This is a genomic window from Pseudomonas sp. KBN12P06040 (assembly GCF_037574965.1).
Lineage (GTDB): Bacteria > Pseudomonadota > Gammaproteobacteria > Pseudomonadales > Pseudomonadaceae > Pseudomonas > Pseudomonas aeruginosa.
The window spans coordinates 943,703-970,305 of the sequence record NZ_JBBELS010000001.1; the positions used below are offsets into that span (position 1 = coordinate 943,703).

The window sequence follows — 26,603 nt, forward strand, 5'->3', positions numbered from 1 at the left end:
GGCGGACCCGGGGCTCGCCTGCATCCGCTGCGGCCTGTAGGGCGAATAACGCCATGGGCGTTATCCGCCGATACTCCTGAAGCCCGCCCAGGTCTTGAGCGACATCCTCTTCCTGTCGTTCAGTGCCTTCAGGCGTCGCGCAGCAGGTCGTGGGCGTTGAGCAGGGCGTAGGCGACTTCCGGGCGCTTCTCCAGGCCGCGGCGGATGGCGGCGGGAATCGCCTGGCGGGTCTTGCGGCAGAGCCCCGGCTGCTCCTCGAAGCGCATGCGGATGCCGCGCATGCTGCGCACCTCGCCGAAGGCCGGGGCGATCCGCAGGCGGATGCCCAGTTGTTCCTCCATGCGCCGCAGCAGGTGTTCCAGGTCTTCCAGGCTGCGCAGGGCTTCCAGGCGAGCGGCCAGGCGCTGCTCTTCCTGGCGGGTCAGGAGGAGGATGCGACGGTCCGCGCCGGGCGCCTCCAGGCGCTCGCGTTCGCAGACGCAGGCGCCGGGCGGGCAGGGCTGGCGGAGGGGCGGGGAAGCGCTCATGGCACCATCATAGCCAGGACCGGCGTCCCGCGCCGCTACGCTCCGTCGCCCTCGCGAGCGCGCCTCAGCGCTTCAGCGGCACCTTGGCCTGCTGCTCCAGGCCGCTGAGGATGGCGTAGGCGATCTTCACCCGCTCGGCATTGGGATAGTTGCGGTTGGCCAGGATCACCAGGCCCAGGTCGCGGCCCGGGACGAACGCCACGTAGGCGCCGAAGCCGTTGGTGGAGCCGGTCTTGTTCAGCAGGCGCTGGCCCTCCAGCGCCTGTGGCGCGGGCAGCCTGGCGATCCTGTGTGGTTGCAGCGCCATCGGCGTCGAGTTGCCGGCCTGCAGGCGCTTCAGGGAGATCGGCCAGTCGTAGGCTTCCCAGCCCAGGCCCTGGGTCATGTCGCCGACCTTGTAGTAACCGCGATGGGTGGCATCGAGCGCCTGCGCCCAGGGCCTGTCCAGGCGCTCCGGATGCAGGTTGGCATCGACGAAGCGCAGCAGGTCGGCCGCGCTGGTCTTCACCCCGTAGCCTTCGGCATCCAGCGGGCCGGGACCGACCCGTAGCGGGCGGTCGTCCTTGCCGTAGCCCTGGGCGTACTGCGCCAGCGCCGCCTCGGGCACGTCGAGGTGGGTCTGTTCGAGGCCCAGTGCCGGGAACAATTGCTGCTCCATGAGCCGTTCGAACGGCTGGCCCAGGCTGCGCGCGGCGAGATAGCCGAACAGGCCGATGCTCGGGTTGGAATAGAGGCGCTGACTGCCCGGCGCGTAGGTCGGCTGCCACTGGCGGTAGTAGTCGCGGATCTGTGCCTGGTCCTTCTGCACCGAGTCGGGGAACTGCAGCGGCAAGCCGCCGGCGGTATAGGTCGCGAGGTCGAGCAGGCTGATGCCGTCGAAGCGGCTGCCCTGCAGCGCCGGCCAGTGCTGGCTGGCGCGGTCGTCGAGGCGCATCTTGTCCTGGGCCAGGGCATAGCCGGCGAGGGTGGCGGTGAAGGTCTTGCTCACCGAGCCGATCTCGAACAGGGTCTCCGGCGTCACCCGGCGGCCGTCCTCTTTCGAGGCCAGCCCATAGCTGAAGTAATGCGGTTCTCCTTTCAGGCTGATGGCTACGGCCAGGCCCGGAATGTCATTGGCCTTCATCACCGGTTGTACGGCGGCGTCGACCAGTGCCTTCAGGCGATCCGCCGGGGCCTCGCCGGCAATGGCCGGGGTGGTGGCGAACAGCAGTGTGGAAGCGGCGATGCCGCACAGGCAGGAGAATCTGGTATCGCGCATGAGGATTGGCGTCCTTTGTCGTTGGCTGCATGAGAAACCGCCCCGGGAGCGCTCCTTGATCGGCGGGCGGGGAAAATCTAGGCTTGCGCAGGATTTGCGGCAAACGACGAATACTCGCGGCAGCCATTAGAAAAATTTGGAGCAGAGATTGGTTCGACCCCATTTGCCGCTGAACGCCCTGCGCGCCTTCGAAGCTTCGGCCCGGCACCTGAGCTTCACCCGCGCGGCCATCGAGCTGTGCGTGACCCAGGCGGCGGTCAGCCACCAGGTGAAGAGCCTCGAGGAGCGTCTCGGCGTGGCCCTGTTCAAGCGTCTGCCGCGCGGCCTGATGCTGACCCACGAGGGCGAGAGCCTGCTGCCGGTGCTGTGTGACTCCTTCGACCGCATCGCCGGCCTGCTGGAACGCTTCGAGGGTGGCCACTACCGGGACGTGCTCACCGTCGGCGCGGTCGGAACCTTCACGGTCGGTTGGCTGCTGCCGCGGCTGGCGGACTTCCAGGCGCGCCATCCCTTCATCGATCTGCGCCTGTCCACCCACAACAACCGCGTCGACATCGCCGCCGAGGGGCTCGACTACGCGATCCGCTTCGGCGGCGGCGCCTGGCACGGCACCGAGGCGCTGGCGTTGTTCGAGGCGCCGCTGACGGTGCTCTGCTGCCCGGAGGTCGCCGCCCAGTTGCACACTCCCGCCGACCTGCTGCAGCACACCCTGCTGCGCTCCTACCGCGCCGACGAGTGGCCGCTGTGGTTCCAGGCGGCCGGACTGCCGGCGCACGCGCCGCTGACCCGGAGCATCGTCTTCGACACCTCGCTGGCCATGCTCGAGGCGGCCCGCCAGGGTGTCGGCGTGGCCCTGGCGCCGGCGGCGATGTTTGCCCGGCAACTGGCCAGCGAGAGCATCCGGCGTCCGTTCGCCACCGAAGTGAGTACCGGCAGCTACTGGCTGACGCGCTTGCAGTCGCGGGGGGAGACCAGCGCGATGCTGGCGTTCAGGGAGTGGTTGCTGGAGAGGGCTGCCGTTGAGGCGCGGGGGAGATAACGGTTATGCAGGCGATTGAAGTGTCGATGAAGAAGTAATCACCTTCCTCGCGCCTTTCTTTATACGCTCGGGCTCTCCCAAGGTTGATACGGTTTGAGGCGTTGGGGTTGTGATTGGAATTGCTGACGGCGTGGTGGATATGGACCGGCTCGTCGGCGTTGCTGATCGCTCCGCTAAGCGTCACTCCCAGGCTGGCGGCATAGGCCCGGCGTGCCGCAACGATCTCGCTCTCGAGCATGCCTGCTTTCCCTGCTGCGGCAACGACGGCAAGTTCGCATAGGCGGCCAGCCTTCCTCGGGGAAACCCTCAGGTCGGCGCCTGCGGACCACAGGGCAAGCAGCGCTTTGGATGGAGCACAGCCATTTCTGCTGCGCTCTTCGATTGTCTCCAGGAGCGGACTCATATGGCCTCTTGAAAACTGTCGGTGGATTGCCAGCAGTATCGACGATGGTGCGCTTAAAGCAATGCGGAGCAGGCGGAGATTGCGGCGAAACGGCGGATAACGCTTCGCGTTATGCGCCCTACGGGAGCGGTGCTCGGCTCGCCGGCGGAAGGCGTCTACGGCTTTCCGGTTCCCGCGTCGAAATACGACCCGCCGTTGCTCGGCAGTCCCGTCCACATCTCGTCGAGATTGCGGAAGTTCCAGGCTTCCGCCGGCTCGAAGCCGACGATCCGGTCGGTCTGTCCGGCCCTACCCAGGTCTATCACCTGCTGCGGGATCGGCACCTTCGAGCGGGCCGAGAAGAATACCTTGACCCGTGGCGTCAGCAGCGAGCGGCCGTGTTGCTCGAGGACCACGCCGAGGCGCCCGCTTTCCAGCCTGACCAGCGCGCCGACCGGGTAGATGCCCACTGCCTTGACGAAGGCGCGGAACACCTGCGGGTCGAAGTGCCCGTTCCATTCGGCCATGCGCCGGATCGCCTCGGCGGCGTTCCAGCCCTTCTTGTAGGGACGGTCGGAGGTGATCGCGTCGTAGACGTCGCACACCGTGCCCATCCGCGCCAACAGGCTGATCTGCTCCTGCGCCAGGCCGAAGGGGTAGCCGGTGCCGTCGATGCGCTCGTGGTGGTGCAGGCAGACATCCACCACCAGGGCGCTGACCTGGCGGCAATCGAGCAGCATCCGCGCACCGTTCTGCGGATGCCGGCGGACCAGGCCGAATTCCTGCTCGGTGAGCTTGCCGGGCTTGTTCAGGATCGGGTCGGGTACCGCCATCTTACCGATGTCGTGCAGCAGCCCGGCCAGCCCCGCCTCGTGTACCAGCGGGTCGGACAGTTCGAGCTGGCGGGCGAGGGCGATCATCAGCGCGCAGACCGCCACCGAATGCATGTAGGTGTATTCATCCGAGGTCTTCAGCCGTACCAGGCTGACCAGCGCGTTGGGATGGCGCAGCACCGAGGCGGAGATTTCGTCCACCAGGTCCGATGCATGCGCGGTGTCGATGGCCTGGCCCATGCGCGCGTCGTGGAACATGCTGACCACGGCGGCCTTGGCACGGCTGCAGAGCAGGGCGGCGTGGCGGATTTCCTCCTCCAGGGCGACCCGCGCCGGCGAAGGGCCGGCCGGCATGGTGACCGGCAGGACCGCAGCGGCCGAGACCGCCGCTTCCTCCGGGAGGTCGAGGCCCTTGCCGGCGTCGATCCAGACCTCCTTCACGGCGCTTTCGCGCAGGCGCTGCAGGTCGGACTGGTTGTCGAGCAGGAAGCCGCCCTTTTTCCAGAACGGGTGGTCCAGCCACGAGCCGCAAAGGCTCTGGACGAACATACCGAGGCGAAGCTGGGTTACCGGAATGCGTTTCAGCACGATGGGCTCGACCTCGAGACTGGGCCAGGTGGCTGTCTCCTAACGGTAGCCGAGATGGGCCGGCGGGAGTGAGAGATGCCCGTCAGTTCGTCGGCGTGACCTTCGCTTGGCTGCGTATCGTTCTGTATCCGCGTACTCCCGGCATACAAATCCCTCCGCCGACGGTACAGCCCCGATACATCGCCCTGGCGAAGTGGCCCTATCCAAACCGGCGCCAGCCAGGTCCTCGCGCTGGCGGAGACGGCGGTGGAAACCTACGGCGGCGATAGCACGGGCCAAATCTCAGTCGCGGCGCTCGACGAGCGCGTCCTGGTGTACAGCCATCAAGCGTTGCGCGTTGGGCGTGAGATGGCCGCTGTGCCAGATGAAATGGATCTCGGTGGTGCCATAGTCGCGCAACGGATGCGCGCGGACCTGGTGGTTGCCAGGTAGCGTCGCAAGCACGGAGCGCAGCACCCAGGCGGCACCCATGCCTGCGCTGACGCAGGCGAGCATGGTGTGGTAGGACTCGATTTCCAGCACTGGCAGTTGTTGCAGGCAGTCGGCTTCCTCCAGCCAGCGATCCATGCGGAAGCGGAACGAGCAGTCGTGACGGAACCCATACAGTTCGGCGCAACGCAGGTCGCGCGGACTGGTGATCGGTGGATGATCCAGCTCGGTAACCAGCACCATTTCGTCGACGAAGGCCAGGCTACTTTCCAGGGTCTGAGAGCGCACGGGACCATCGCTCAGGGCCAGGTCTAGCACTCCATCCGAGACCTGCTGCACCAAGGCTTCCGAGGCTTCGCTGCGGATGTCCAGTTCGATCGCGCGGTGGCGTTGGCGGAACCGCCCGATCAGGCATGGCATGAAGGCGACCAGAACCACGTCGAGGGCACCTACCACCAGGCGGCCGCCGCTCTCTTCGTTGCGCATCATGGCCCGGGTACTGTCGCTGAGATCGAGGATTCGCCGGGCATGCTCCAGCAGACGCCGACCGTCCGGCGACAGGCGCAGACGCTGGTGCTCGCGCAGGAACAGCTGGCAGCCGAGGTCTTCCTCAAGCTGGCGGATGCGTACGGAGAGACTCGACGGGACACGGTTCAGCGCCTTCGCCGCGGCGTTGATCGAGCCGGTGTGGGCCACGGCGCAGAAGGCGCGGAGCTGAGACAATTGCACCTGGGTATTCTCGCTTTGCGAATCGTTGGCTGAATATTTTTCGATTTCCAGAATACCTTGTCGTTCGCTACCGTTCGCCCGTCCTTACGTCCGGTGATCGGATCCCGGCGTTCCTTCCCGGCTTGCGGGCCCATCGCGTCCGCTCATGGAGAGATTACATGGATCTGCAACTCGCACAGCGCAGGGTGCTGGTTAGTGGCGGTTCGCGCGGTATCGGCCGCGCCATCGTCGAACATTTTCTCGCCGAAGGGGCCGAGGTGGCCTTCTGCGCCCGTGGTGAGGCGGGCGTGGCCGAAGCAGCGGATTGCTTCGGCGAGCGTGCCTTTGGCATGTCTGTGGACATCACCGACCCGCAGCAGGTGCGCGGTTGGGTAACGCGCTCGGCGCTGCACTTGGGCGGCATCGACATCGTTGTGCCCAACGTCAGCGCGCTGGCCGGTGGCGGAGACCTGGACACCTGGCGGCGCGCTTTCGAGACCGACCTGCTGGGTAGCGTGGGCATGGTCGCTGCCGCCCTGCCGTGGTTGAAACGCTCCGAGGCTGCCTCGGTGGTGCTGATCTCCAGTGTTTCCGGCCGCGAGGTGGACATGTTCGCTGAGCCCTATGGCGTGCTCAAGGCGGCCCTGGTCCACTACGGGAAGACGCTTGCCAGCCGCCATGCGGAGGACGGCATTCGGGTCAATACGGTGTCGCCGGGCAACGTCTATTTCGAAGATGGCGTATGGGGCGCGATCGAACGGGATAGCCCGGAAACCTTCGCCCGTTGTCTCGCCGCCAATCCCATGGGGCGCATGGCGCGACCCAACGAGGTGGCGCGGGCGGTGCTGTTCCTGGCCAGCCCGGCGGCCAGCTTCACCACCGGAACCAACCTGCTGGTGGACGGCGGGTTGACCCGGGGCGTGCAGTTCTGAGCAGAGAGCCGGAGGCTCAGGCCTCTACCAGCTCCGGCGCATCCCGCCGCTGTTCCGTCGGCGCATGGGGCGCCGGCTTGCCGAGGATCAGGTCGGCGGCCTTCTCGCCGATCATGATCGCCGGGGCGTTGGTATTGCCGGTGATCAGCGTCGGCATGATCGACGCATCGGCCACCCGCAGGCCTTGCAGGCCGTGCACGCGCAACTGGTCGTCGACCACCGCGAGCTGGTCGTGGCCCATCTTGCAGGTGCCCACCGGATGGAACACGGTGCCCAGGTTGGCGCGGATCCAGGCCTCGATCTGGCCGCGGCTGGAAACCTGCGAGCCCGGTACCAGCTCGCCCTTGAGGTGACGGGCGAAGCTGCGGCTGGCGGCCAGTTTGCGGACCAGTTGGAAACCCTGGACCAGGGTATCGAGGTCGGCAGGGTGGCTGAGGAAGTTGGCTTCGATCAGCGGCCGGTCGTGCGGGTCCGGCGAGTTCAGGCGGACCCGCCCGCGGCTCTGCGGGTGCATCACCGCGACGTGCAGGCTGACCCCGTGGCCGAAGGGGACCAGGCGCTGCGGCTGGTTCTTCAGCGCGGGGGCGACGATCAGACCCAGCTCCGGGGTCTCTGCCTGCGGGTCGAGGCGGAGGAAGCCACCGGACTCGACGGTGTTCGAGGTCAGCGCCCCGCGCCGGCCGAACAGGTACTGCCAGGGCGAGCGCAGCAGCGGCAGCCAGCCCTTCGGCGAGAAGCCCAGGCCGTAGCCGAGCTTGGCCTCGGTGCGGTACATCAGCACGATGTCCTGGTGGTCCTGCAGGTTCTCGCCGACCCCAGGCAACTCATGGCGCTGGACGATGCCGTGGCGCGCCAGTTCCGCCGCCGGGCCGATGCCGGAGAGCAACAGGAGCTGCGGCGAGTTGATCGAGCCGGCGCTGAGGATCACTTCGCGGCGTGCCTGCAATTGCACGACCTCGCCAGCCTGGCTGATCTCCACGCCGGTGGCGCGGGTACCTTCCAGCAGCACGCGCAGGGTCAGCGCCGAGCTGAGGACGGTGAGGTTGGGCCGCGCCAGGGCCGGGTGCAGGAAGGCGCGCGCCGCGCTACAGCGTTCGCCGTTGACCTGGGTGACGTGGAACGGGCCGATGCCTTCCTGGCGCTCGCCGTTGAAGTCGGCGTTGTACGGCCAGCCCATTTCCTCGGCGGCCTGGAAGAACACCTGGTTGATCGGCCCCGGGCTGCGCTGCGCGGCGACGTTCAACTCGCCGCCGCGCCCGTGCCAGGGCGATTCGCCCGGCTCGAAATGTTCCGAGCGGCGAAAGTAGGGGAGCAGCTCGTCGTAGCTCCAGCCACGGTTGCCGAGGGATGCCCAGCGGTCGTAGTCGTGGCGGTCGCCGCGGATGTAGATCATCCCGTTGATCGCGCTGGAGCCGCCCCAGACCTTGCCGCGCGGGCAGGCGATCGGCTGGTTGGCGGTGCCGGGCTGGGCGGCGAAGCGATGCATCCAGTTCCACTTCGGGTTGGCGATCAGGCGGATGATCCCGGCCGGCGTGCGGATGTAGGCGGCGGGGAGCGGCGTGCGGTCGCTGGGGCCGGCCTCGACCAGGCAGACCGAGACGGCGGGATCGGCGGAAAGCCGGTTGGCCAGGACGCAACCGGCGGAGCCGGCGCCGACCACGATGTAGTCGAACGAGCGGCGGGCAGTGGAAGTCATGTCGGCACCTTTCTGGGTGTGCTGCCGGGCCTCGCCCGGCGTTCTTTTTCGCCCCGCGCCCATGGGCGCGACGCTACTCCATTGGACGGGGAAGCGCGCCCGGCCGCTTGTCCCAGCCTGCCGGCGGGGTTGACCGAGGCTGCCAGGCGGCGCGCTACAGCCCCAGCAGCGAGCCCATGTCGACCATCAGTTGCAGGCCGACGACGAAACCGTCTCCGCTCAGTTCGCGAGCGCCGGGGTTGTAGTAGTTGTCCGGGTTGAAGATGTACTGCACCGACGGCTCCAGCGCGATGTGCGGGGTCAGTGCGATGTGCGCATTGGTTTCCAGGGCGTACACGTCGCGCTGGCCGAGTTTCGCATCGCCGCCAGCGGCGATCCGCGCCTGGCGCTGGAACTCCAACTGGTGATCGTTCAGGCGCAGGTAGCTGGCCTTGAGGTTGAGCTTGTCCCGCGTGCGGTCGAAGGGCGCATGGTAGGTCAGGCCCAGCTCGGCGAAATGACGGAACGGCTGCTTGTCGTCGGCCGAGACCGACAGCGAGCCGAACAGCCCCAGCGCCCTCGGCGAATCGAGGCGGCCGCCGTCGGCGCGCCAGAACAGCTGCTGGAACTTGAAGAAGCCGCCGGCGCTGCCGTGGTCGCTGGCGCCGGTGAGCGGGTCGACCTGGTTGGCGGTGTTCAGGTAGGCGTTGAGTTCATAGTGCGAGCGGTAGGGATCGAGGCTTTCCTCGCGCTTGTCGCCGATCCCCAGCAGCAGGCTGGTGCCGCTGGCGTCGTCGGTGCCGAAATCGAGGCCATGGCGCTTCTTCAGGTAATCCACCGGGTTGGACTCGAAGGCCCCGGCGTGCAGGTACAGGGTCGGGGTCGCCCGGTACTTCAGGTAGCCGCCCCAGGCGCCGTAGGGCGGCGGCAGGATGCCGGTGGAGGCGTCGATGATCGGGTCGTTGCAGGTGACCACGGTCTCGCAGTTGTAGATCAGGAAATAGCGCCGCGCATTGGTCCGTCCGAGATGGCTGTCGAGGCGTCCGCCCAGCCACTGCTGCTGCCAGGTGAGCAGGCTCAGCTGGTTGGCGCCGATGTCGTTGTGCAGCGGCGCGCCGCCGAAGTAGCTGCCCACCGCGCCCTGCCAGCTCGGCCCGGTGGGCTGACCGGTGCCGCGGTCGAGGATGAACAGGGTTTCCTCGATGTGCAGCGAGGCGCCGTCCAGGCCGGCGAGGGTGGCGAGGTCGAGGTCGGCGCCGAGGAACAGGTCGCCGCTGTTGCCGAAGCTGTGCTGGCGCGGGCCGGTGTCGAGGTTCTTCAGCGACAGGCTCCAGAACTGCGCGTGGGTCTTCACGCCGTGGCGCTGGAGTCGTTCGCCGAACCCGGCCAGCGGGCCGCTGCGGCTGTCTTCGGCGGCCTGCGCGGAGAGACCGAGGAAACCGGCGCAGAGCAGCGCCGGCAAGGTGCGGAGGGTTTTCATGGCAAGGCACTCGTCTTGTTGTTGTTCTGTCGTGCGAATCGCTGTCCGCCCCAAGCGGACAGGTGCATCCGGAGCGAAGGCGGCTCAGGCGCAGAGATAGCCGCCGTCCACCGCCAGCACGGCGCCGGTGACGAAGCTGGCGCCGGGACCGCAGAGGAAGGCCGCGGCGCTGGCCACCTCGGGCGCCTCGCCCCAGCGCGCCAGCGGCGTGCGCTGCATGATCCGGCGGGTGGCCTCGACGTCGGCCTTGAGCCCGGCGCCCAGCGGCGTGTCGATCCAGCCGGGGGCGATGGCGTTGACCCGGATGCGCTCGGCGGCGTACTCGCAGGCCAGGGAACGGGTCAGCTGGACGATGGCGCCCTTGCTGGCGCTGTAGGCCGGGCGGTCGGCGGAACCGAAGGTGCTGTACATCGAGGCGATGTTGAGGATGCTGCCGCCGCGCTGTGCCAGCAGCGGACGGGCCAGTTGGCTGGCGAGCATGGCGGCGCTCAGGTTGAGGCGCAGCACCCGTTCGAAGGTCGCCAGGTCGTATTCCTCGCGGTCGCGGCTGATGCCGGCGTTGTTCACCAGCACATCCAGGCGCGGCAGCGCTTCGAACAGCCGTTGCAGGCGCTGGCTGTCGGTGATGTCCAGTTCTTCCCGGCGAATCCGCGGATGACGCGGTGCGTGCACGCCGTCGGCGTCCAGGCCGAGGGCGACGACTTCGGCGCCGAGTTCGGCGAACTGCATGGCGATGGCCGCGCCGATGCCGGAGCTGCCGCCAGTGACCAGTACCTGCTGGCCGGCGTAGATATCGTGTTGGAAAACCATCGGTGATCGTTCCTTCAGGCGTCGGCCAGGGCCGGGTTGGGATTGACCAGCACCTTGAGCTGCGATTTGTCGCGCAGCAGGGCCTCGAAACCGTGCTCGACGGCCTGCTCCAGGGGCACGCTGCGGGTCACTGCGCGGGCCAGGTCGAGGCGGCCATCGGCGAGCAGGGCGATCAGCTCCGGGTAGGCGTCGCGGTAGCCGACGCTGCCGAGCAGGCGCAGTTCGCGGTTGACCAGGTCGAAGGCGTCCAGCCTGACCTCGCCCATCAGGCTCACCAGCACCAGCTCGCCCCCCTTGCGCAGGCTGGCCAGGGCGGCGTCGAGGCTGGCCTGGCTGCCGGCGGCCTCGAAGGCGCAATCGAGCGCGCCGCCTTCGCGCAGGCGCGCCGCCGTGTCGCCGTCACGGGCGTCGAGCGCCCGGCTGGCGCCGAATTCGCCGGCTAGGGCGAGGCGCTCGGGACTGACGTCGACCGCGGCGATGTCCTCGATTCCGCGCAGGCGGGCGAGCATCACCAGCAGCAGACCGATCGGGCCAAGCCCGAACACCGCGCAGCGCTGGCCTGGCGCCAGGCTGCTGCGGCGCAGCGCGTGCAGGGCCACGGCGGCCGGTTCGAGCACGGCGGCCTGGCGGAAGCCCACCGCGTCCGGCAGGCGGTGCAGCATGTAGGCCGGCACCCGCGCGCGCTCGGCGAAGCCGCCGTCGCCCATCAGGCCGATGAAGCCCATCGACTCGCAGAGGTTGTAGCGGCCTTCCCGGCAGTAGCGGCATTCGCCGCAGCGGTATTCCGGCTCCACCGCGACGCGGTCGCCGATGCGCAGTCCCTCCACGCCAGGGCCGAGCGCGGCGACCACGCCGCAGAACTCATGGCCGAGGGTCAGCGGCGCGCGGCAACCGGACAGCGGGTGCGCCTCGGCCTGGGGAATCGAGTGCGGGCCGCTCTGGTATTCGTGCAGGTCGCTGCCGCAGATGCCGCAGTAGGCGACTTCCAGTTCGACTTCGCCGGGCCGCGGCGCCTGGCGTTCCAGTTCGCTCAGGCGGAGGTCGCGGGCGGCGTGCCAGCGCAGTGCTTTCATGGTTGGTTTCCTTGCAGGACGGAGGTAGGCGCGCTGCGCTGGCGCGCCAGCACGGCGGGCGCGGTTTCGCGCAGGAACAGCGAGAGGAACGCGGCGAGCAGGGCGCCGCCGCAGGACATCCACATGACGATGGACAGGCCGAAGCGGTCGGCGGCGAAGCCGGCCACGGTCGGCGCGAGGAAACCGCCGACCAGTTCGCCGAGGCCCATGATCAGGCCGAGGGCGGTGGCGATGACGCTGCGCGAGACGGTCTCCGCCGGGATGGTCGCCATGAACAGGGTGAAGCAGCCGAGCCCGGTGTAGGTCAGCAGCAACAGCAGGCCGAGGCTGGTCGCGTTCGGCGCATAGAGCAGCGCCAGCGGGCAACACGCGGCGAGCAGGGAGAACGCCACCAGGGTCGGCCGACGGCCGATGCGATCGGATATCGCCGGTACGGCGAAGCCCCAGACCACCCAGGCGACGCCCAGGCAGCTCATCAGCCTGCCCATGGTCGCCGGGCTGAAGCCGCGGGCGTTGACCAGGAAGGTCGGGGTAAAGGAAATCAGCACGATGAACCAGGTGACGAATACGCAACTGATCAGGGTGCAGAGCAGGATGTTGCGGCTCTTCAGCAGTGCCAGGCGCTTGCCTTTCGCGTCCTCCGCGCGCGGCGCCGGGCGCTGCGCACGGGGCGGGTCGGGACGCACATGGCGCCAGATCAGCCAGGCGATCAGCAGGCCCGGCAGCAACGAGACGATGAAGGCGTGACGCCAGCCGAGGGCTTCGGCCAGGGCCACCAGCAGCGGCGGGCCGATCACTGCGCCGAGCAGGCCGGCCGCCGAGCCCTGTAGCAGGCCCATGTTGAGGCCGCGGCGATGCGGCGAGGAGGCCTCGACCATCAGTGATTGCGAGAGCGGCAGGATCGGCCCCTCGGCCAGGCCCATGATGCCGCGGAACAGCAGCAGGCTGAGGAAGCCGCCGACCAGCCCGGACAGCGCCGAGCACAGCGAGAACAGGATCACCGCCACGATCAGCAGCGGCTTGCGCTGCCCGCGGCGGTCGGACCAGGCGCCGACCAGCGCGCCGGATACCGCCCAGGCCAGGGCCAGCACCGAGGAGAGCATGCCCAGGTGGCTGTTGCTCAGTTGCAGCTCCTGTTCCATGAAGGGAAACAGGAAGGACAGCGCCAGGCGGTCGAAGAAGACGAAGCCGAAGGTCAGGAACAGCACGCAGAGCAGGACGTTTTCGTAACTGGCGGAATTGTTGTTATGCGCCATGTCGGTCTCCAGGCCGGGCGGGCCGGCCGGCGGGGAGGCGCGCATCCGCCGGGGCTGTGCGCGCCCGGGGTCAGCGGAACAGGGAGTCGATGTAGGCGGCGCCGACGCCGATCTTGTCGTAGTGCGCGCGGCACATCGCGATGTAGTCGTGGACGTCGAAGATGCCGTCCGCGTTGCCCTTCTCGTCGAGCCAGACCAGCGGCCCCTTGACGATGAAGAACGCACGCATCGGCTGCTCGTGCTCGTAGGCCACCAGGGTGTGGCCCTCGCCGGGCGTCTCGTAGACGAAGTCGCCGGCGGTGGCGGTCCAGTCGTGCTCCAGGTAGCCCCACTTGCCGCTGATGGTGTAGGCGAACACCTCGTGCGGGTGGTAGTGGCGGTTGACCAGGCCGGCGCTCGTCGCCATCAGGATGTCGCACCAGCGGTTTTCGCTTGGCGAGATCCACAGCGGACGCGACTTCACGGTTTCGGTGAAGGGCACGTAGAGGCGCTCGTCCTCGGTCGGCGCGTTGCGCAGGTAGACCTCGGGCTTGGCGTCCGGCTTGAAGCAGTCGGGAATCGGTTGCAGGTCTTTCCAGAATTCACGGGTGGCGAGTTCGGGCATGGGGCGGCCTCTGTCGTTGTTATCGTCGGGCCGACTCTAGCCATGGGCGGGCCTCCGGGTTTGACCCTGGCGGCCAGGAAACTTGCGCTTTTCGGACATGGCCTGGCGTGACCCGCGGCGCGCCGCCAAGCTGGCCTGCCCAGCGTCGGAGCCGGCTGGGGGGCGATTGACGGAGGAAAGGATTCAGATGTTAATGACGGGGTGCCAGGCGCCTCGCCGACCGACCGCGACAGGTCGGCGGAGCGGCCCGGCGCCTGGCCCCGGAGGCCTTGCCTGAGGTCCGGGAGGTCCACGCAGCGTTCGACGAGAAGAATAAAAATGCCCGCACATGCCTTGCTCGAAACCCGGCGGGCCAGCACCCAGGACATTCCCCTGGAGCAGCGGCTGGCGTTCTGGGAGGACTACAACGCTTCCATCCTGGTTGGCCTGAAATGTTCGTCGTATTCCCAGGCCGGCTTCGCCGCGACCCAGGACAACCTCTGCCTCGAACGCCTGCGGCTGGCCCGCATCGGCGGCAACGAGCACGTGGTGGAGCGCGACCGCTCGATGATCCGCGCAGTGCCCAAGGAGTCGATCTTCGTCTCCCTGGTGCAGGGCAGCCAGTCGTTCTTCTACCAGGACAACGGCTGCAACCTCCTGCAACCGGGCGAGCTGGTTATCTACCGGACCGACAAGCCCTACCTGTTCGGTTTTTCCGGACCGATGCGGCAGTTCATCTTCGACATTCCCCAGGACGATTTCGCCGAGCGCTGCCTGCGCGACTTCAAGGGACCGCTGAAGATCGGCGCGGAAAGCCCGGTGCAGCGCCTGCTGGTGCGGACCCTCGGCGAGCGTACCCGGGATTTCCTCGACAGCCCCCATGGCGAGGATGCCGAGCGCTACCAGGAGGAAGCCTACGACCTGCTGGCGAGCATCATCAGCGACCATGCCGGCGAGCACCGTGCCAGCGCCCTGGGCGCGTCCTACCTGCTGGCGGCCAAGCAGTACATCCAGCAGCACCTCGACGAACCCGCCCTGAGCTGCGAGCGGGTGGCCGCCGCCACTGGCGTCTCCAGCCGGCACCTGGCGCGGCTGTTCGCCCAGGAAGGCAGCTCGCCCGGGCGCTACCTGCAGGAGCGGCGCCTGGAGCGCGCCCGCCAGTTGCTCGCCTCGCCCCAGGGCCGGCGCCTGGACGTCGCCGAGGTCGCCTATCGCCACGGTTTCTCCAGCCAGGCGCATTTCGCCCGGGCCTTCAAGGCGCGCTACGGGATGACGCCGAGCGAGGCGCGTGGCCGCTAGACCCGACTACCGTACCTTTCCTCCTCCTACTGCCAAGGACCCGTTCCGTGACCGACAAGAAAGAGCAGATCGCCCGTTTCATCCAGCGCGAATTTCCCCAGACCCGGGTCGTGGTCGAAGCCGTCGGCGAGCGTAGCGCCACGGTCTGGCAGGCGGTCGACGCCAGCGACCTGCGCCCCGGCGGCACGGTCTCCGGGCCGACCCTGATGGCCATCGCCGATGTCGCGCTGTACGTGGCGGTACTGGGCGAGATCGGCATCGTCCCGCTGGCGGTGACCACCAGCCTGACCATCAACTTCCTGCGGCGTCCGGCGGCGGACCGCCGGGTGGTCGCCGAGTGCCGCCTGATGAAGGTCGGCAAGACCCTGGCGATGGGCGAGGTCTCGCTGTTCTCCGAAGGCGACGCGGAACCGGTCGCCCATGTGGTCGGCACCTACTCGATCCCACCGGCGCACCGCCGCTGAGGGCCTGGCCGGGTTCTCGGCGGCGGCTGCGAAACGCTGGCGGAGGATTCCTGGAGGCGCCGTTCAGGCCGCCCGCCGGGGGCATTGCAGGCGATGGAAGCTGCGGCTGAAGTAGACCAGGCCGTCGCCCTGTTCGAGGACCTGGATGTCCTCCAGCTCCAGCAACAGCACCGAATGGGTGCCGATCTCCTGGACCTCGGCGATGCGTCCCTGCAGGTTGGCCAGGGCGCCGTGCAGCACCGGCAACCCGGCGAGGCCCTCGCGCCAGTCATGGAGGGCGAAGCGGCGTTCCATCGGGACCTCGGTCATGCCGGCGAAGTGGCGGGCCACCTCTTCGTGTTCGCCGCTGAGGACGTTCACGCAGAGTCGACCGTTGGCCTTGAACACCGTGTTCATCTCGCTGTTGCGGTTGATGCAGAGCATCAGCGTCGGCGGGCTGTCGGTGACCGAGCAGACCGCGGTGGCGGTGATCCCGCAGCGTCCGGCTGGGCCGTTGCTGGTGATCACGTTGACCGCCGCCGAAAGATGCGCCATGGCGTTGCGGAAGGCTTGCTGCCTGGGTTCGAGCTGGGACATGGGAATAACCTCCGGACGCGACGCGGGCGTCATTGGCGGATGCGATCGAGTACGTTGATGTCGTCCGGGTTGTGCAGGTGCGGCACGGTCCAGCCGTTCTCGTCGTAGTCGCCCATGCACTGCTCGACCATGCCGAGCATGCCCTTCATCGCGCCGCTGCCGACCGCCTGGCGCAGGGCCTGCATGCGGATCTCGTCCTGGCTGCCGGCGTAGTTGATCTCGTACAGCTCGTGGCGGCCGCCGAACTCGCTGCCGATGGCGTCCCAGAGCAGCTTGAGGATCTTGATCCGCTCCCGGTGGCCCATGCCGCCGGAGCCGCGGCAATAGGTGGAGAGGTACTTGTCGAGCTGCGGATTGTGCAGGTCGCGAACGCCGGAGGGCAGGTAGATCAGGCCGCTGGCGACCACCTGCTCGATGGTCTTCTTGATCTCCGGGTAGGCCTGCGGCGCCAGCACGCGGTAGGCCTGCAGGGCCTCGGCGCTGGGCAGGAAGGCGCCGCTGTGCCATTCGCTGGCGTTGCCGTACATGGCGTCGGTCAGCGACCAGAACAGGTTGCGCCAGGCCACCACTTCGCCGACCTGCGCCTGCACGCCGCGGAACTCCAGGGAGCCGGTGCATTGCAGGGCCTTGTAGAGGGCGCCGGTGATGAAGTCGAGCTTGACCGCCAGGCGGGTGCAGCCCTGCATCGGGAACAGCCGGCCGAAGCCGCCCTGGGGGAACCACTGCTTGCAGCGTTCGAAGTCGCGGTAGATCAGTACGTTCTCCCAGGGGATGAACACCTTGTCCATCACCAGGATCGCGTCGTTCTCGTCGAAACGGCTGGACAGCGGGTAGTCGAACGGCGATCCGGCGATGCCTGCCACCAGTTCGTAGGAGGGGCGGCAGATCAGCTTCATGCCGGGGGTGTTCATCGGCGCGATGAACATCAGGGCGAAGTCGGTGTTGTCGCCGAGCAGTTGCGCCGAACCCTGGCCGACGAAGTTGTAGTGGGTCAGCGCGGAATTCGTGGCGACCACCTTGGCGCCGCTGACGACGATGCCGCCGTCGACTTCCTCGTCCACCGAGATGAACACGTCCTTGACCTGGTCCACCGGCTTGTCGCGGTCGATCGGCGGGTTGACGATGGCATGGTTGAGGTACAGGCAGGCTTCCTGGATGCGCTTGTACCAGGTTTTCGCGTTGTCCTCGAAACGCCCGTAGAAGCCCGGGTTGGCGCCGAGGGCGCTGCCGAAGGCGGCCTTGTAGTCCGGGGTGCGGCCCATCCAGCCGTAGGTCAGCCGCGACCACTCGGCGATGGCGTCGCGCTGCTGGCGCAGTTCGTCGGCGCTGCGCGCGTAGCGGAAGAATTTGTGGGTATAGCCGCCGTTGCCGGTATCGGTCTCCCAGCAGAGCTTTTCCTTGCTCTGCGGATCGTGCAGGGCGTCGTAGAGCCGGGCCATGGAGGCGGCCGCGTTGCGGAAGGCGGGGTGGCTGGTGACGTCCTTGACGCGGTCGCCGTAGATGTAGATCTCACGGTCGTCGCGCAGGCTGGCGAGGTACTCCTCGCCGGTGAACGGACGGGTGGCAGAGGCACGGAAATCTTCGGGTTTCATCATCGTCTCCAGTCATTGTTGTTATCTGCGCGAGAGCGCCTGGAGGGGATGATGGGACGGGGGCGGAGCGAGCTGAATGGCTTTTCCGGGGAATGAATTGCACTTTCCATGGCCCCGCGTGACGCCCGGCGCCCGGCCGCGAAGGGCGGCCGGGTGGCGGCGCGTTCAGCTTTCGGCGGGCTGCCAGGCAATCTCCAGGCTTTCGCTGTTGGCCATGCGTTGCAGGTGATCGGCGACCACGTTCTGCATGTGGGCGAGGCTGTCCTCGTCGGGGCTGTTGAGAATCATCAGGACATGGTCGGGGTGGGCGAGCAGCTCGCAGTTGGAGTCGCCGAAGTCGATGAAGCCGCGCTCGGGAGTGAGTTCGACTTCGAACTTGTGGCCCCAGTGCTTGCACAGGCGATTGACGTAGCGTGCCGCCGATTCGGTACGGACATGGGAGGTGGAGCGGAACATGAAGCGAATCCTCTCGGTTGGGGATTTCCGATACTAACCTGCTGAGAGTCATTCTTATTCATCCATTTTGCAGGGGCTTTCGATAATCGCCCGGCAAATGGTCGGCCCTTGTCCGTGGGACAGGGCGAGCGCCCTACCGGAGCCGTCGGAAGTGTTTGCCGGATACGTCGGAAGGCGCTCTCTCTGGAGGGAGAGGGCGAACGCCAGCGGCTTCAGGCCAGCCCGCCGTTCTCCGGCAGCAACGCGCCGCCATCCACAACCAGGGTCTGCCCGGTGATGTAGCTCGCCTCGTCGGATGCGAGGAAGAGCATGGCTTGGGCGATGTCCAGCGGCTGGCCGACACGCCCGAGGGGGATGTGCGCGGCCAGCGCGGCGGCGTCGCCGAGGCTGCCCAGCGCCGGAGTCGCGACCAGGCCAGGCTCGACGCCGTTGACGGTGATGCCGTCGCCGGCCAGCTCCAGCGCGGCGGCGCGGATGAAACCGTTGACCCCGGCCTTGCTCGCCGCATAGTGCGAGAGCCCAGGGATCGCCGTGCGCGGGCCGGTCACCGAGGAGGTCACCAGGACGCGCCCGGCCACGCTGCGGCGCAGGGCGGGAAGGGCGGCCTGGGTCAGCCGGAAGCAGCTTTTCAGGTTCACCGCCAGGGTCCGTTCCAGGGTGCCTTCGTCCAGTTCCGCGAGGGCGCACTGGGGAAAGGCAGCGGCGTTGTGCAGGAGGATGTCCAACTGGCCGAAGCGCTCCAGGGTCGCGCTCACCGCTCGTCTCGCGGCGTCGTGCTCGCTCAGGTCGACGGCCAGCAGTTCGGCCGTGCCTCCGCCCAGGCGGATCGCCTCCAGGACGGCCTGGCCGCGGCTGGCGGTACGCGTCGCCAGCAGCACCCTGGCGCCTTCGGCGGCGAAGCATTCGGCGATGGCCCGGCCGATGCCCTGGCCGGCGCCGGTGACCAGCGCGACGCGGTTCTCCAAGCGCCTCACGATGGGCGCTCCAACAGTTCGCCCAGGCAATCGCGGAGCAGGCGGTTGTGCAGTTCGACGTCCTCCGCGCGGGTCGCCGGGCAGGTCAGCGCCATGTTGTGGAATGGCGTCAAGAGCACGCCGCGGTTGAGCAGGTAGAGATGCAGGCAGGCCTCGACCAGGCCGTTGCGTGCGTGGTGGGCCTCGCCGCCGTTGCGTGGGGCGTGGGTCATGAACAGGTACTCGACGCGCGCGCCGATGCGCGTCACGTGCCAGGGCAGGCGCAGTTCCTCGAGCGTCGCGCGGACGCCTGCCTCGAGCTGCGCGGCGAGCTGGAACATGTGCCGATAGGCGTCCTCCGTCATCACTTCGGCGAAGGTCGCGCGCATCGCCGCCAGTTGCAGCGCGTTGCCGGCCAGGGTGCCGCCAAAGCCGAAATGGTTGATCGCCTGCCCCGGTCGGAAGTGCGGCAGTACCGCCCAGATCCGCTCCGCCTGCGCCTGGCTGCATCCCCAGACGGCGCTGGGAATGCCGCCGGCGATGCATTTGCCGAGGACGAAGAAGTCCGGCTCGAGGCCATGCGTGCCGCTATAGCCGGCGGGACCGCAGGAGATGGTGTGGGTCTCGTCGATGATCAGCGCCACGTCGTGGCGGCGGGTCAGTTCGCGCAGGCCGGCGTGGAAGCCTTCGGCCGGCGGGACCATGCCGACGTTGGTCATGAAGGGTTCGGTGAGCACCGCGGCGACGTCGCCATGGGCGAGGGCGGCCTCCAGCGCGTCGAGGTCGTTGAATTCCACCAGGCGGGTGGTGGTGGCGTGGCGTACGCCATTGGGGTGAACGCCCGCGCGCGGAACCATGCGCCCGGCGGCGTCGAATTCCACCTGCGATTCGTCGACGCTGCCGTGGTAGTTGCAGTTGAACACCACCACCTTGTCGCGTCCGCTGAGCATCCGGCACAGGCGCAGGACGAAACGGTTGGCGTCGGTGGCCGAGGTGGTCACCTGCCAATAGGGCAGGCCGAAGCGCCGCGCCAGTTCGGCGCCGACCCACAGGCTGTCCTCGGTCGGCAGCATCAGGGTCGAGCCGCGCCGCGCCTGGCGGGCGATGGCGTCGGCCACCGCCGGTTGGGCGTGGCCGAACATGGCGCCGCTATCGCCGAGGGCGAAGTCGACGTACTGCTGGCCGTCGATGTCGGTGACGCGCGCGCCCTGGGCCTCCTTCACCAGCAGCGGGCAGTTGCCCGGCCACTGTTGCATCCAGTGCAACGGTGCGCCGTACAGCCAGTGGCGGCGGTTTTCCCGGTAGGCCTGGGCGGAGCGCGGATGCAGTTCATCGAAGCGTCGCAGCTCGTGCTTGAACAGCGCTTCGACGCGGGCCAGGTCGAGGCCGAAGGTGGTATCCATGGGCGTCCTCACAGGTCGTGGCGGGTCTGGTTGAGCACCTGGGCCAGGGCGCCGACCGGGAAGTTAACCGGGGTGGCGAAGTCGTCGTCCTGGTAGCCGAAGATCTTGCCGTCGGTGCGCCCGGCTTCCAGGTCGATCAGCAGCACGCCGAGAGTCGGCACGATCTTCTCGCGCCAGACGAACAGGTACAGGCGTTCGGCCAGTCGGTAGCAGTGGCAGCGGTCGGTATCGGCCAGCCCTCGCTCGGCGCCGCGCAGGCATTGCCAGGTGTAGAAGTCGGGATTGAGGTAGACGTGTTCGTAGGCCTCGCTGGCGCTGTAGACGTAGCGGTTGCGCAGGCCGACCAACTCGTCGCTGGGGACGTGCGGGCAGGCGCCGGGCTGCCACGGGCGGTCGAGGCTGCCATGCAGGAACTCGGCCTCGACGCCGGTCAGTTCCCGGCCGGCCAGGGCCCGGGAGAACAGACCCTGTTCGCAGGCCGTGCGGTCGGGCAGATGGCCGAGCACCGCGGTGAACGCCTGGTTGTCGAAGTCCAGCACCAGGCTGACCGAGACCGGCCGGCCGTTTTCCTGCTTGAGGAAATCCACCAGGTAAAGGTTCTCCCGCAGTGAACTGGCGCGGTAGTCCGACTCGCCGCTGGCACTGCCGTCGGCCAGGCGCCAGCGCAGGCGCTGCGAGTCGAAGGCATGTTCGATGACCCAGCCGTTGGCGAAGTGCAGGACCCGTTCGAGCCCGGCGAGATCGCCGCAGGCGGGAAGGACGTGGTTGTTCGGAGCGAAGCCGTCGGCTAGGGCGCCGACGGTGATCCATCCGGAATGCGAGTGGGCGGACATAGGGTTCTCCTCGTCGTGGGAAACCCATGCTGGCCTGTCTTCGAGTATCCCGATATCGACCGGATGGTTGATAGGTCGATATGCCACGGAAATAGCACGGAGCGGCGAAGGGAAAGTTATCGAAGATGAAGTATTAGATGGGTTTTCGTTTCTTCTTTTTTGGTTTTTTAGTTAATGGGTTCCTGTTCTTCTATAAGTATTTTCTGAATGTATTCTTATGTACCTATTGGCTGTTATCGGAAATGGACTACATATGTTTTCGTATGATTATTATTTTTAAATCCTGTCTTTCTTTCTAGTATTTGGGTCTGCGTTTATCAGGGCGCAATCTTCGGCTGTCGCATAATGGTCGGAGGCGCTCTAGGCGGCCGTCCCGGTTGCGCGCAAAGGCTTGGCTACCTTGGCCGGTTCGTACTGCATCGGCTCTCCAGGGAGCAGCCAGGATGTTCCACAACTCCAAAGGAAATCAGATGAACAAGTTCAAACGTGCAATTCTTGCGCCCCTCGTTGCGTCGGGCACCCTTCTCGCGCTGATGTCCCCCGCGGCCCATGCGGTCGATGGGATCGTCAACTTCTCGGGCAACATCACCGACGTCGCGTGCGATATCAACGGCCAGGCGCCGGGTGCGGGCAACGTCACCAACGTCGACCTGGGTATCGTGGCGCCGACCCATTTCACCGCCGTCGGAACCAACTCCACTTTCCAGGAGTTCGACCTGGTCCTCTCCGGTGCCGGCTGCACCAATGACAAGAAGGTTTCCATCGCCTTCGACCCGGTCACCAACGTCGACCGCATCAGCGGCAACCTGATGCTGATGGGGCCGTCGAAAGCCAAGGGCGTGCAGATCCAGATCTTCAACAATTCGGCGGCCAACACCACGAAGATCCCGCTGGGCTTGGTCGAGGCCGCCCCGCAGAAGGCAACCATCGACAAGAACACGGCCACCCTGAAGTACAAGGCCTCCTATGTGTCCACCGAGAAGACCGTGATCGCGGGTACCGGCCTGTCCCATATCCGCTACCTCCTGGCGTACGAGTAAGCGGCGGTCGACGGACGAAGAGGTGAGGCCATGGCGCCGCTAATGCATCGTTTTCATTCTTTCGTGGCGGCAAGCGCCGTGGCCATCGCCCTGTGCGCCGGAACGGCTCATGCCGGGCTGATCGCACAGGGCACTCGCGTCGTCTTTCCGGCCAGCGAGCGCGAGGTCACCTTGCGGGTCAGCAATACCTCCGGCACTCCCGTGCTGGCGCAAGCCTGGATCGACGATGGCCGGCAGGACGTTCCCCCCGAGGAACTGCAGGTCCCCTTCAGCGTCACGCCGGCCGTGACGCGAGTGGACCCCAATGGCGGCGCCGTATTGCGCATCGCCTACCTGAAGGCCCCGTTGCCGACGGATCGCGAATCGCTGTTCTGGCTGAATATCCTGGAAGTTCCGCCCAGGGACGAAGACGAAAACAATGCATTGCAGTTTTCCTTTCGTTCGCGCTTCAAGCTCTTCTTTCGACCCAGCCAGTTGAAGAGTGTCGATTCGGCTGCCGGGAAACTTCAATGGAAGTTTCTGGAGTCAGGGGGAGCAGGAAAAAAGACCGTAGTACAGGTAAATAATCCGACGCCTTACTACGTTTCGTTCGCCAGCGTCGAATTGATTGTCGATGGCCGTGTCATGTCCGTGGGAAAGGGAATGGTCGCGCCATTCTCGACGAAGGAGTTCGACTGGCAGGGAAATCCGAAGAACATGGAAGCCGCTTCCGTCAGATACGAAGTCATCAACGATTACGGTGGCCGCAATACCCTCGATAGGGCACTCGGCAAATAACCCCTCCGTTTCCCCGCTTTTTACTTACGGCCCGACATATGAGTGGCGATTTTAAAATCGCTGCAGGGATTACATATGCCCAAAGTTTCTCTTCATAGGTGCTTGTCCGCTCCCGCTTACGGTGGGCAGGTCGCCCTGTTGCGAATGGCGATACAGGGAGGGATCGCCGTTCGTTCCCTGCGATTCGCCTGTCTGCTGGCACTGTTTCCTTCGCTGTCCTCCTGCCAGTCCTGGTCCTCCGTCGGCGCCGCCGGCGTAGCCGGGGCGAAAGCGAAGGAGGCCAGGGCGGGAGCACCGGCGAAACAGCCGCAGGCGCCCGCGGTGGCCGTTGCGTCACCGGCCGGCGGGTTGGACGCACCGTCGCGGCGGATCGTCTTCGACGCGCAGATGCTGGCCCTGGGGCCGGGCGGACGCTCGATCGATACGTCGCGTTTCGAGCGCGGCGACGTCATCGAGCCAGGCCGCTATCGCCTCGACCTGCTGCTCAACAGCCGATGGCGCGGTGTCGAGGAAGTCGAGCTGCGCCGCCAGCCGGGGCGGGAAAGCGCGGTCTTCTGCTACGACCGGGGCCTGCTGGAGCGGGCGGGCATCGACCTGGAGAAGAGCGCGCGTGGCCAGGATCGTTCCTCGGCTCGCGATCCTCTGCCCGAAGGTTTGCACTGCGACCCGCTCGAGCGCTATGTGCCGGGGGCCCGGGTCAAGCTCGATATCGCCGAGCAGTCGGTCTATGTCTCGGTGCCCAGCTATTACCTGAGCCTGGATTCGTCGAAGACCTATGTCGATCCGGCGAGCTGGGACAGCGGCATTTCCGCCGCCTTGCTCAACTACAACAGCAATCTCCACGTCAGGGAAAACCACGGCAGGAGCGCCACCAGCGGCTATGCCGGGATGAACGCCGGCTTCAATTTCGGGCGGGCGCGCCTGCGCCACAACGGCACGGCCACCTGGTCGCGCCGCATGGGCAGCCACTACCAGCGCAGCGCCACCTATGTGCAGACCGACCTGCCGGCCTGGCGTGCGCAGTTGTTGCTGGGAGAAAACTCCACCAGCAGCGAGTTCTTCGATGCGGTGTCCTTCCGTGGCGTGCAGCTTTCCAGCGATGACCGGATGCTGCCGGATTCGCTGCGCTACTACGCTCCGGTGGTCCGTGGGACCGCCAGTACCAATGCGCGGGTATCGGTCTACCAGCGCGGCTACCTCATCTACGAAACCACGGTGGCACCCGGGGCGTTCGCTCTCGACGAACTGCAGACCGCCAGCTATGGCGGGGACCTGGAAGTGCGGGTGACCGAAGCCAGCGGGGAAGTCCGCAGTTTCATCGTGCCGTTCGCCACCACCGTGCAACTGCTGCGCCCCGGGACCACGCGCTACAGCCTGACGGCCGGGCGGCTCAACGATCCCAGCCTGGAGCGTCGGCCGAACATGCTGCAGGGCGTCTACCAGCGCGGCCTGGGCAACGACGTCACCGCATACGCGGGCGGGGCCTTCACCGGCAGCTACATGTCCGGATTGATGGGCGCGGCGCTGAACACGCCGGTGGGCGGATTCTCCGGTGACGTGACGCTGGCGCGTACCGAGGTTCCCGGCGACGACCGCCTTAGCGGCTCCAGCTACCGTCTCGCCTACAGCAAGAACCTGCCGAACACCGGCACCAACTTTTCGCTGCTCGCCTATCGTTACTCCACCGGTGGCTATCTCGGCCTGCGCGACGCGGCCTTCATGCAGGACCGGGTAGAGCGAGGCGAGCCGCTGGAGTCGTTCTCGCGCTTGCGCAACCGTCTCGACGCCAACATCAGCCAGCAACTGGGCAACGGCGGCAACCTGTACCTGAACGGCTCCTCGCAGCGCTACTGGAGCGGCGGCGGGCGGGCGGTCAACTTCTCGGTCGGCTACAGCAACCAGTGGCGCGACGTCAGCTACTCCATTTCCGCGCAACGCCTGCGCAGCCACTACGAAGGCTTTTCCAGCGGTGACAGGCGCGGCGAGACCAGCACGCTGTTCAGCCTGAACCTGTCCATTCCGCTCGGCGGCGCGGGACGCGGGTCGCCGACCCTGAGCAGCTACCTGACCCGCGACAGCAACAGCGGAACCCAGCTCACCAGCGGGGTTTCCGGCATGCTGGGCAAGCGTGGCGAGGCCTCCTACTCGCTGTCGGCCTCCCATGACCGCGACAGCCGGCAGACCTCGAAGAGCGCCAGCCTCGACTATCGACTGCCGCAGGTCGAACTCGGCTCCAGCCTCTCGCAGGGGCCGGGCTATCGGCAGTTGTCGCTCAAGGCCGCCGGCGGCCTGGTCGCGCACAGCGGCGGGATCACCGCGGCACAAACCCTGGGCGAGACGATCGGCCTGGTCCACGCGCCAAACGCCAGGGGCGCGGCTGCCGGCTACTCGGGAAGCCGGGTCGACCGCCACGGCTATGCGGTGATTCCCAACCTGCTGCCCTACCAGTTGAACAGTGTCGACCTCGACCCCAACGGCATGGCCGACGAGATCGAGCTGAGGTCCAGTTCGCGCAACGTGGCGCCCACCGCCGGAGCGGTGGTGCGCCTCGACTATCCGACGCGGGTAGCGAGGCCCTTGCTGGTGGATAGCCGGATGCCCAGCGGCGAGCCCCTGCCGTTCGCCGCGGAAGTGCTCGATGCCCACAGCGGGCAGCCGGTGGGCGCCGTCGGCCAGGGCAGCCGCCTGGTGCTGCGGGTCGAGCAGGATCGCGGCTCGGTTCGGGTGCGCTGGGGCAACGAGCCGCAGCAGCAGTGCCTGGTCGACTATGCGCTGGGCCCGCGCGAGACGACGCCTCCCGTCCTGCAACTGGCATGTCGCCCGGCGTCGGCCGCCGACCGGGAGCGCACGCTGTGACCGGCGTCGGCCTGGGACGATGCGGCACGGCCTGGGTCCTGCTGGTGGCGCTGGTGGCCGATGCCTCCGCCTCGCTGTCCGTGATCGGGACCCGTTTCATCTATCCGGCGGGCGTTTCCGCGCTGACGATTCGCGTCGGTAACGTCGGGACGCGCCCGGCCCTGGTCCAGGCCTGGCTCGATCGCGGCGACGAGACGGCGGACCCGAGCGCTGTCACGGTGCCGTTCATCCTGTCGCCGCCGCTGTTGCGTATGGACCCGCAGGAGACCCAGGCGCTCCAGCTTCGCCATACCGGCGAGCCGCTGCCGGACGACCGGGAATCGCTGTTCTGGGTCAACCTGCTGGAGGTGCCGGGGCGGGAGGACGGCAGCGGCAACCTGCTGCTGGTGAGCTACCGCCTGCGGATGAAGCTCCTGTTCCGTCCGCAGGGTCTGGCCGGCGATCCGCGAGCCGCCGCGCGCCAGGTCGTCTGGCGCCTGCGTCCGGCGGTACGGCCGGGGCAGCGGGCGCTGCTGGAGGCGGACAACCGCAGTCCCTATCACGTTTCCCTGGTGCGCCTGGAGCTGGGCGAGGGCGACCTCGCCATGTCCCTCGGCAGCGTCACCTTGCCACCTTTCGCCGTTACCCCGTTGAGTCTGCCGGCCGTGCCCGGCGAGGCGGTGCGGGTCCATTTCGATGCGGTGGGGGATGACGGCCAGATCGAGCGCGGCGACGCGCCGGCAGAGAGATACCCGTAGGAGTTCGGCAGGGCCCGGGGAGTTGGGCTCCTGCCGTAGCACGG

25 protein-coding genes are annotated in these 26,603 nt (G+C 67.3%); 8 read left to right on the top strand and 17 right to left on the bottom strand.

What is annotated here, in order from left to right:
- Window positions 1-128: 128 nt before the first annotated feature.
- Window positions 129-527, bottom strand: a complete 399-nt coding sequence (locus VQ067_RS04405; protein WP_003093424.1) for a hypothetical protein — start codon at window positions 525-527, stop codon at window positions 129-131.
- 64 nt (window positions 528-591) lie between these two features.
- Window positions 592-1,785 (bottom strand): class C beta-lactamase PDC-11, encoded by a 1,194-nt coding sequence (locus tag VQ067_RS04410; RefSeq protein WP_033990638.1) that lies wholly within the window; start codon window positions 1,783-1,785, stop codon window positions 592-594.
- A gap of 148 nt (window positions 1,786-1,933) precedes the next feature.
- Between VQ067_RS04410 and ampR the strand changes: the two genes are divergently transcribed.
- The gene (gene ampR, locus VQ067_RS04415; protein ID WP_033990637.1) at window positions 1,934-2,824 is read left to right on the top strand and encodes a LysR family transcriptional regulator AmpR; all 891 of its coding nucleotides are present in this window, start codon (window positions 1,934-1,936) and stop codon (window positions 2,822-2,824) included.
- Here the strand turns inward: ampR and VQ067_RS04420 are convergent.
- The 3 genes from VQ067_RS04420 to VQ067_RS04430 all read right to left on the bottom strand — a co-directional run bounded on the left by VQ067_RS04420 (window position 2,775) and on the right by VQ067_RS04430 (window position 5,785).
- Complete coding sequence (locus VQ067_RS04420; protein ID WP_169311252.1) at window positions 2,775-3,227, bottom strand: hypothetical protein; 453 nt, start codon at window positions 3,225-3,227, stop codon at window positions 2,775-2,777. The two genes, ampR and VQ067_RS04420, sit on opposite strands and share 50 nt — an antisense overlap.
- Window positions 3,228-3,382: 155 nt before the next feature.
- Complete coding sequence (locus tag VQ067_RS04425) at window positions 3,383-4,627, bottom strand: cyclic di-GMP phosphodiesterase (protein ID WP_033990636.1); 1,245 nt, start codon at window positions 4,625-4,627, stop codon at window positions 3,383-3,385.
- Between the two features lie 282 nt (window positions 4,628-4,909).
- Window positions 4,910-5,785 carry a LysR family transcriptional regulator gene (locus tag VQ067_RS04430; RefSeq protein ID WP_003093413.1) on the bottom strand — a complete coding sequence of 292 codons (876 nt, stop codon included), beginning with the start codon at window positions 5,783-5,785 and terminating at the stop codon, window positions 4,910-4,912.
- Between the two features lie 158 nt (window positions 5,786-5,943).
- Between VQ067_RS04430 and VQ067_RS04435 the strand changes: the two genes are divergently transcribed.
- Window positions 5,944-6,696 carry an SDR family NAD(P)-dependent oxidoreductase gene (locus tag VQ067_RS04435; protein ID WP_023874924.1) on the top strand — a complete coding sequence of 251 codons (753 nt, stop codon included), beginning with the start codon at window positions 5,944-5,946 and terminating at the stop codon, window positions 6,694-6,696.
- A gap of 16 nt (window positions 6,697-6,712) precedes the next feature.
- Here VQ067_RS04435 and VQ067_RS04440 read toward each other — a convergent pair whose 3' ends face one another.
- The 6 genes from VQ067_RS04440 to VQ067_RS04465 form a co-directional block, all read right to left on the bottom strand.
- On the bottom strand, window positions 6,713-8,392 hold the full coding sequence (locus VQ067_RS04440) for a GMC family oxidoreductase (RefSeq protein ID WP_033989915.1): 1,680 nt from the start codon (window positions 8,390-8,392) through the stop codon (window positions 6,713-6,715).
- A 154-nt stretch (window positions 8,393-8,546) separates the two neighbouring features.
- Entirely contained in the window at window positions 8,547-9,851 is a 1,305-nt protein-coding gene (locus tag VQ067_RS04445; protein WP_003093407.1) for a carbohydrate porin, read from the bottom strand.
- An 84-nt stretch (window positions 9,852-9,935) separates the two neighbouring features.
- Complete coding sequence (locus tag VQ067_RS04450) at window positions 9,936-10,661, bottom strand: SDR family NAD(P)-dependent oxidoreductase (RefSeq protein ID WP_003093405.1); 726 nt, start codon at window positions 10,659-10,661, stop codon at window positions 9,936-9,938.
- 14 nt (window positions 10,662-10,675) lie between these two features.
- Window positions 10,676-11,734, bottom strand: coding sequence for a 2,3-butanediol dehydrogenase (locus tag VQ067_RS04455; protein ID WP_023105797.1), 1,059 nt, complete (start codon window positions 11,732-11,734; stop codon window positions 10,676-10,678).
- Complete coding sequence (locus tag VQ067_RS04460) at window positions 11,731-12,990, bottom strand: MFS transporter (RefSeq protein WP_003132328.1); 1,260 nt, start codon at window positions 12,988-12,990, stop codon at window positions 11,731-11,733. The genes VQ067_RS04455 and VQ067_RS04460 overlap by 4 nt, the downstream gene beginning before the upstream one ends.
- A 70-nt stretch (window positions 12,991-13,060) precedes the next feature.
- Window positions 13,061-13,594, bottom strand: a complete 534-nt coding sequence (locus VQ067_RS04465) for a 2,4'-dihydroxyacetophenone dioxygenase family protein (protein ID WP_003093399.1) — start codon at window positions 13,592-13,594, stop codon at window positions 13,061-13,063.
- Between the two features lie 318 nt (window positions 13,595-13,912).
- Here VQ067_RS04465 and VQ067_RS04470 point away from each other — a divergent pair, with 318 nt between their 5' ends.
- Complete coding sequence (locus VQ067_RS04470) at window positions 13,913-14,872, top strand: helix-turn-helix domain-containing protein (protein WP_003093398.1); 960 nt, start codon at window positions 13,913-13,915, stop codon at window positions 14,870-14,872.
- Window positions 14,873-14,919: 47 nt separating this feature from the next.
- Window positions 14,920-15,336: a PaaI family thioesterase gene (locus tag VQ067_RS04475; protein ID WP_003104529.1), complete on the top strand. Its 417-nt coding sequence runs from the start codon at window positions 14,920-14,922 to the stop codon at window positions 15,334-15,336.
- A 63-nt stretch (window positions 15,337-15,399) separates the two neighbouring features.
- Here VQ067_RS04475 and hpaC read toward each other — a convergent pair whose 3' ends face one another.
- From hpaC to VQ067_RS04505, 6 genes are all read right to left on the bottom strand, one after another.
- Window positions 15,400-15,912 carry a 4-hydroxyphenylacetate 3-monooxygenase, reductase component gene (hpaC, locus tag VQ067_RS04480; RefSeq protein ID WP_003104531.1) on the bottom strand — a complete coding sequence of 171 codons (513 nt, stop codon included), beginning with the start codon at window positions 15,910-15,912 and terminating at the stop codon, window positions 15,400-15,402.
- Window positions 15,913-15,941: 29 nt separating this feature from the next.
- Window positions 15,942-17,504, bottom strand: a complete 1,563-nt coding sequence (gene hpaB / locus VQ067_RS04485; RefSeq protein ID WP_003111030.1) for a 4-hydroxyphenylacetate 3-monooxygenase, oxygenase component — start codon at window positions 17,502-17,504, stop codon at window positions 15,942-15,944.
- A gap of 165 nt (window positions 17,505-17,669) precedes the next feature.
- A complete protein-coding gene (locus VQ067_RS04490) occupies window positions 17,670-17,960 on the bottom strand; it encodes a DUF2218 domain-containing protein (RefSeq protein ID WP_003093387.1) in 291 nt (96 codons plus the stop codon).
- Between the two features lie 212 nt (window positions 17,961-18,172).
- The gene (locus VQ067_RS04495) at window positions 18,173-18,934 is read right to left on the bottom strand and encodes an SDR family oxidoreductase (RefSeq protein WP_003132331.1); all 762 of its coding nucleotides are present in this window, start codon (window positions 18,932-18,934) and stop codon (window positions 18,173-18,175) included.
- A complete protein-coding gene (locus VQ067_RS04500) occupies window positions 18,931-20,316 on the bottom strand; it encodes an aspartate aminotransferase family protein (protein ID WP_023094514.1) in 1,386 nt (461 codons plus the stop codon). The genes VQ067_RS04495 and VQ067_RS04500 overlap by 4 nt, the downstream gene beginning before the upstream one ends.
- Window positions 20,317-20,324: 8 nt before the next feature.
- Window positions 20,325-21,149, bottom strand: coding sequence for a molybdenum cofactor biosynthesis F family protein (locus VQ067_RS04505; protein ID WP_033990634.1), 825 nt, complete (start codon window positions 21,147-21,149; stop codon window positions 20,325-20,327).
- 470 nt (window positions 21,150-21,619) lie between these two features.
- On the opposite strand from VQ067_RS04505, the gene VQ067_RS04510 reads away from it, so the two are divergent.
- The 4 genes from VQ067_RS04510 to VQ067_RS04525 all read left to right on the top strand — a co-directional run bounded on the left by VQ067_RS04510 (window position 21,620) and on the right by VQ067_RS04525 (window position 26,559).
- Complete coding sequence (locus VQ067_RS04510; protein WP_003132345.1) at window positions 21,620-22,189, top strand: fimbrial protein; 570 nt, start codon at window positions 21,620-21,622, stop codon at window positions 22,187-22,189.
- Window positions 22,190-22,219: 30 nt separating this feature from the next.
- On the top strand, window positions 22,220-22,966 hold the full coding sequence (cupB2, locus tag VQ067_RS04515; RefSeq protein ID WP_003093375.1) for a molecular chaperone CupB2: 747 nt from the start codon (window positions 22,220-22,222) through the stop codon (window positions 22,964-22,966).
- A gap of 321 nt (window positions 22,967-23,287) precedes the next feature.
- Window positions 23,288-25,822, top strand: coding sequence for a fimbrial biogenesis outer membrane usher protein CupB3 (cupB3, locus tag VQ067_RS04520; RefSeq protein ID WP_033953204.1), 2,535 nt, complete (start codon window positions 23,288-23,290; stop codon window positions 25,820-25,822).
- A complete protein-coding gene (locus VQ067_RS04525) occupies window positions 25,819-26,559 on the top strand; it encodes a fimbrial biogenesis chaperone (RefSeq protein WP_003093371.1) in 741 nt (246 codons plus the stop codon). Before cupB3 ends, VQ067_RS04525 begins: the two co-directional genes overlap by 4 nt.
- Window positions 26,560-26,603: the final 44 nt, after the last annotated feature.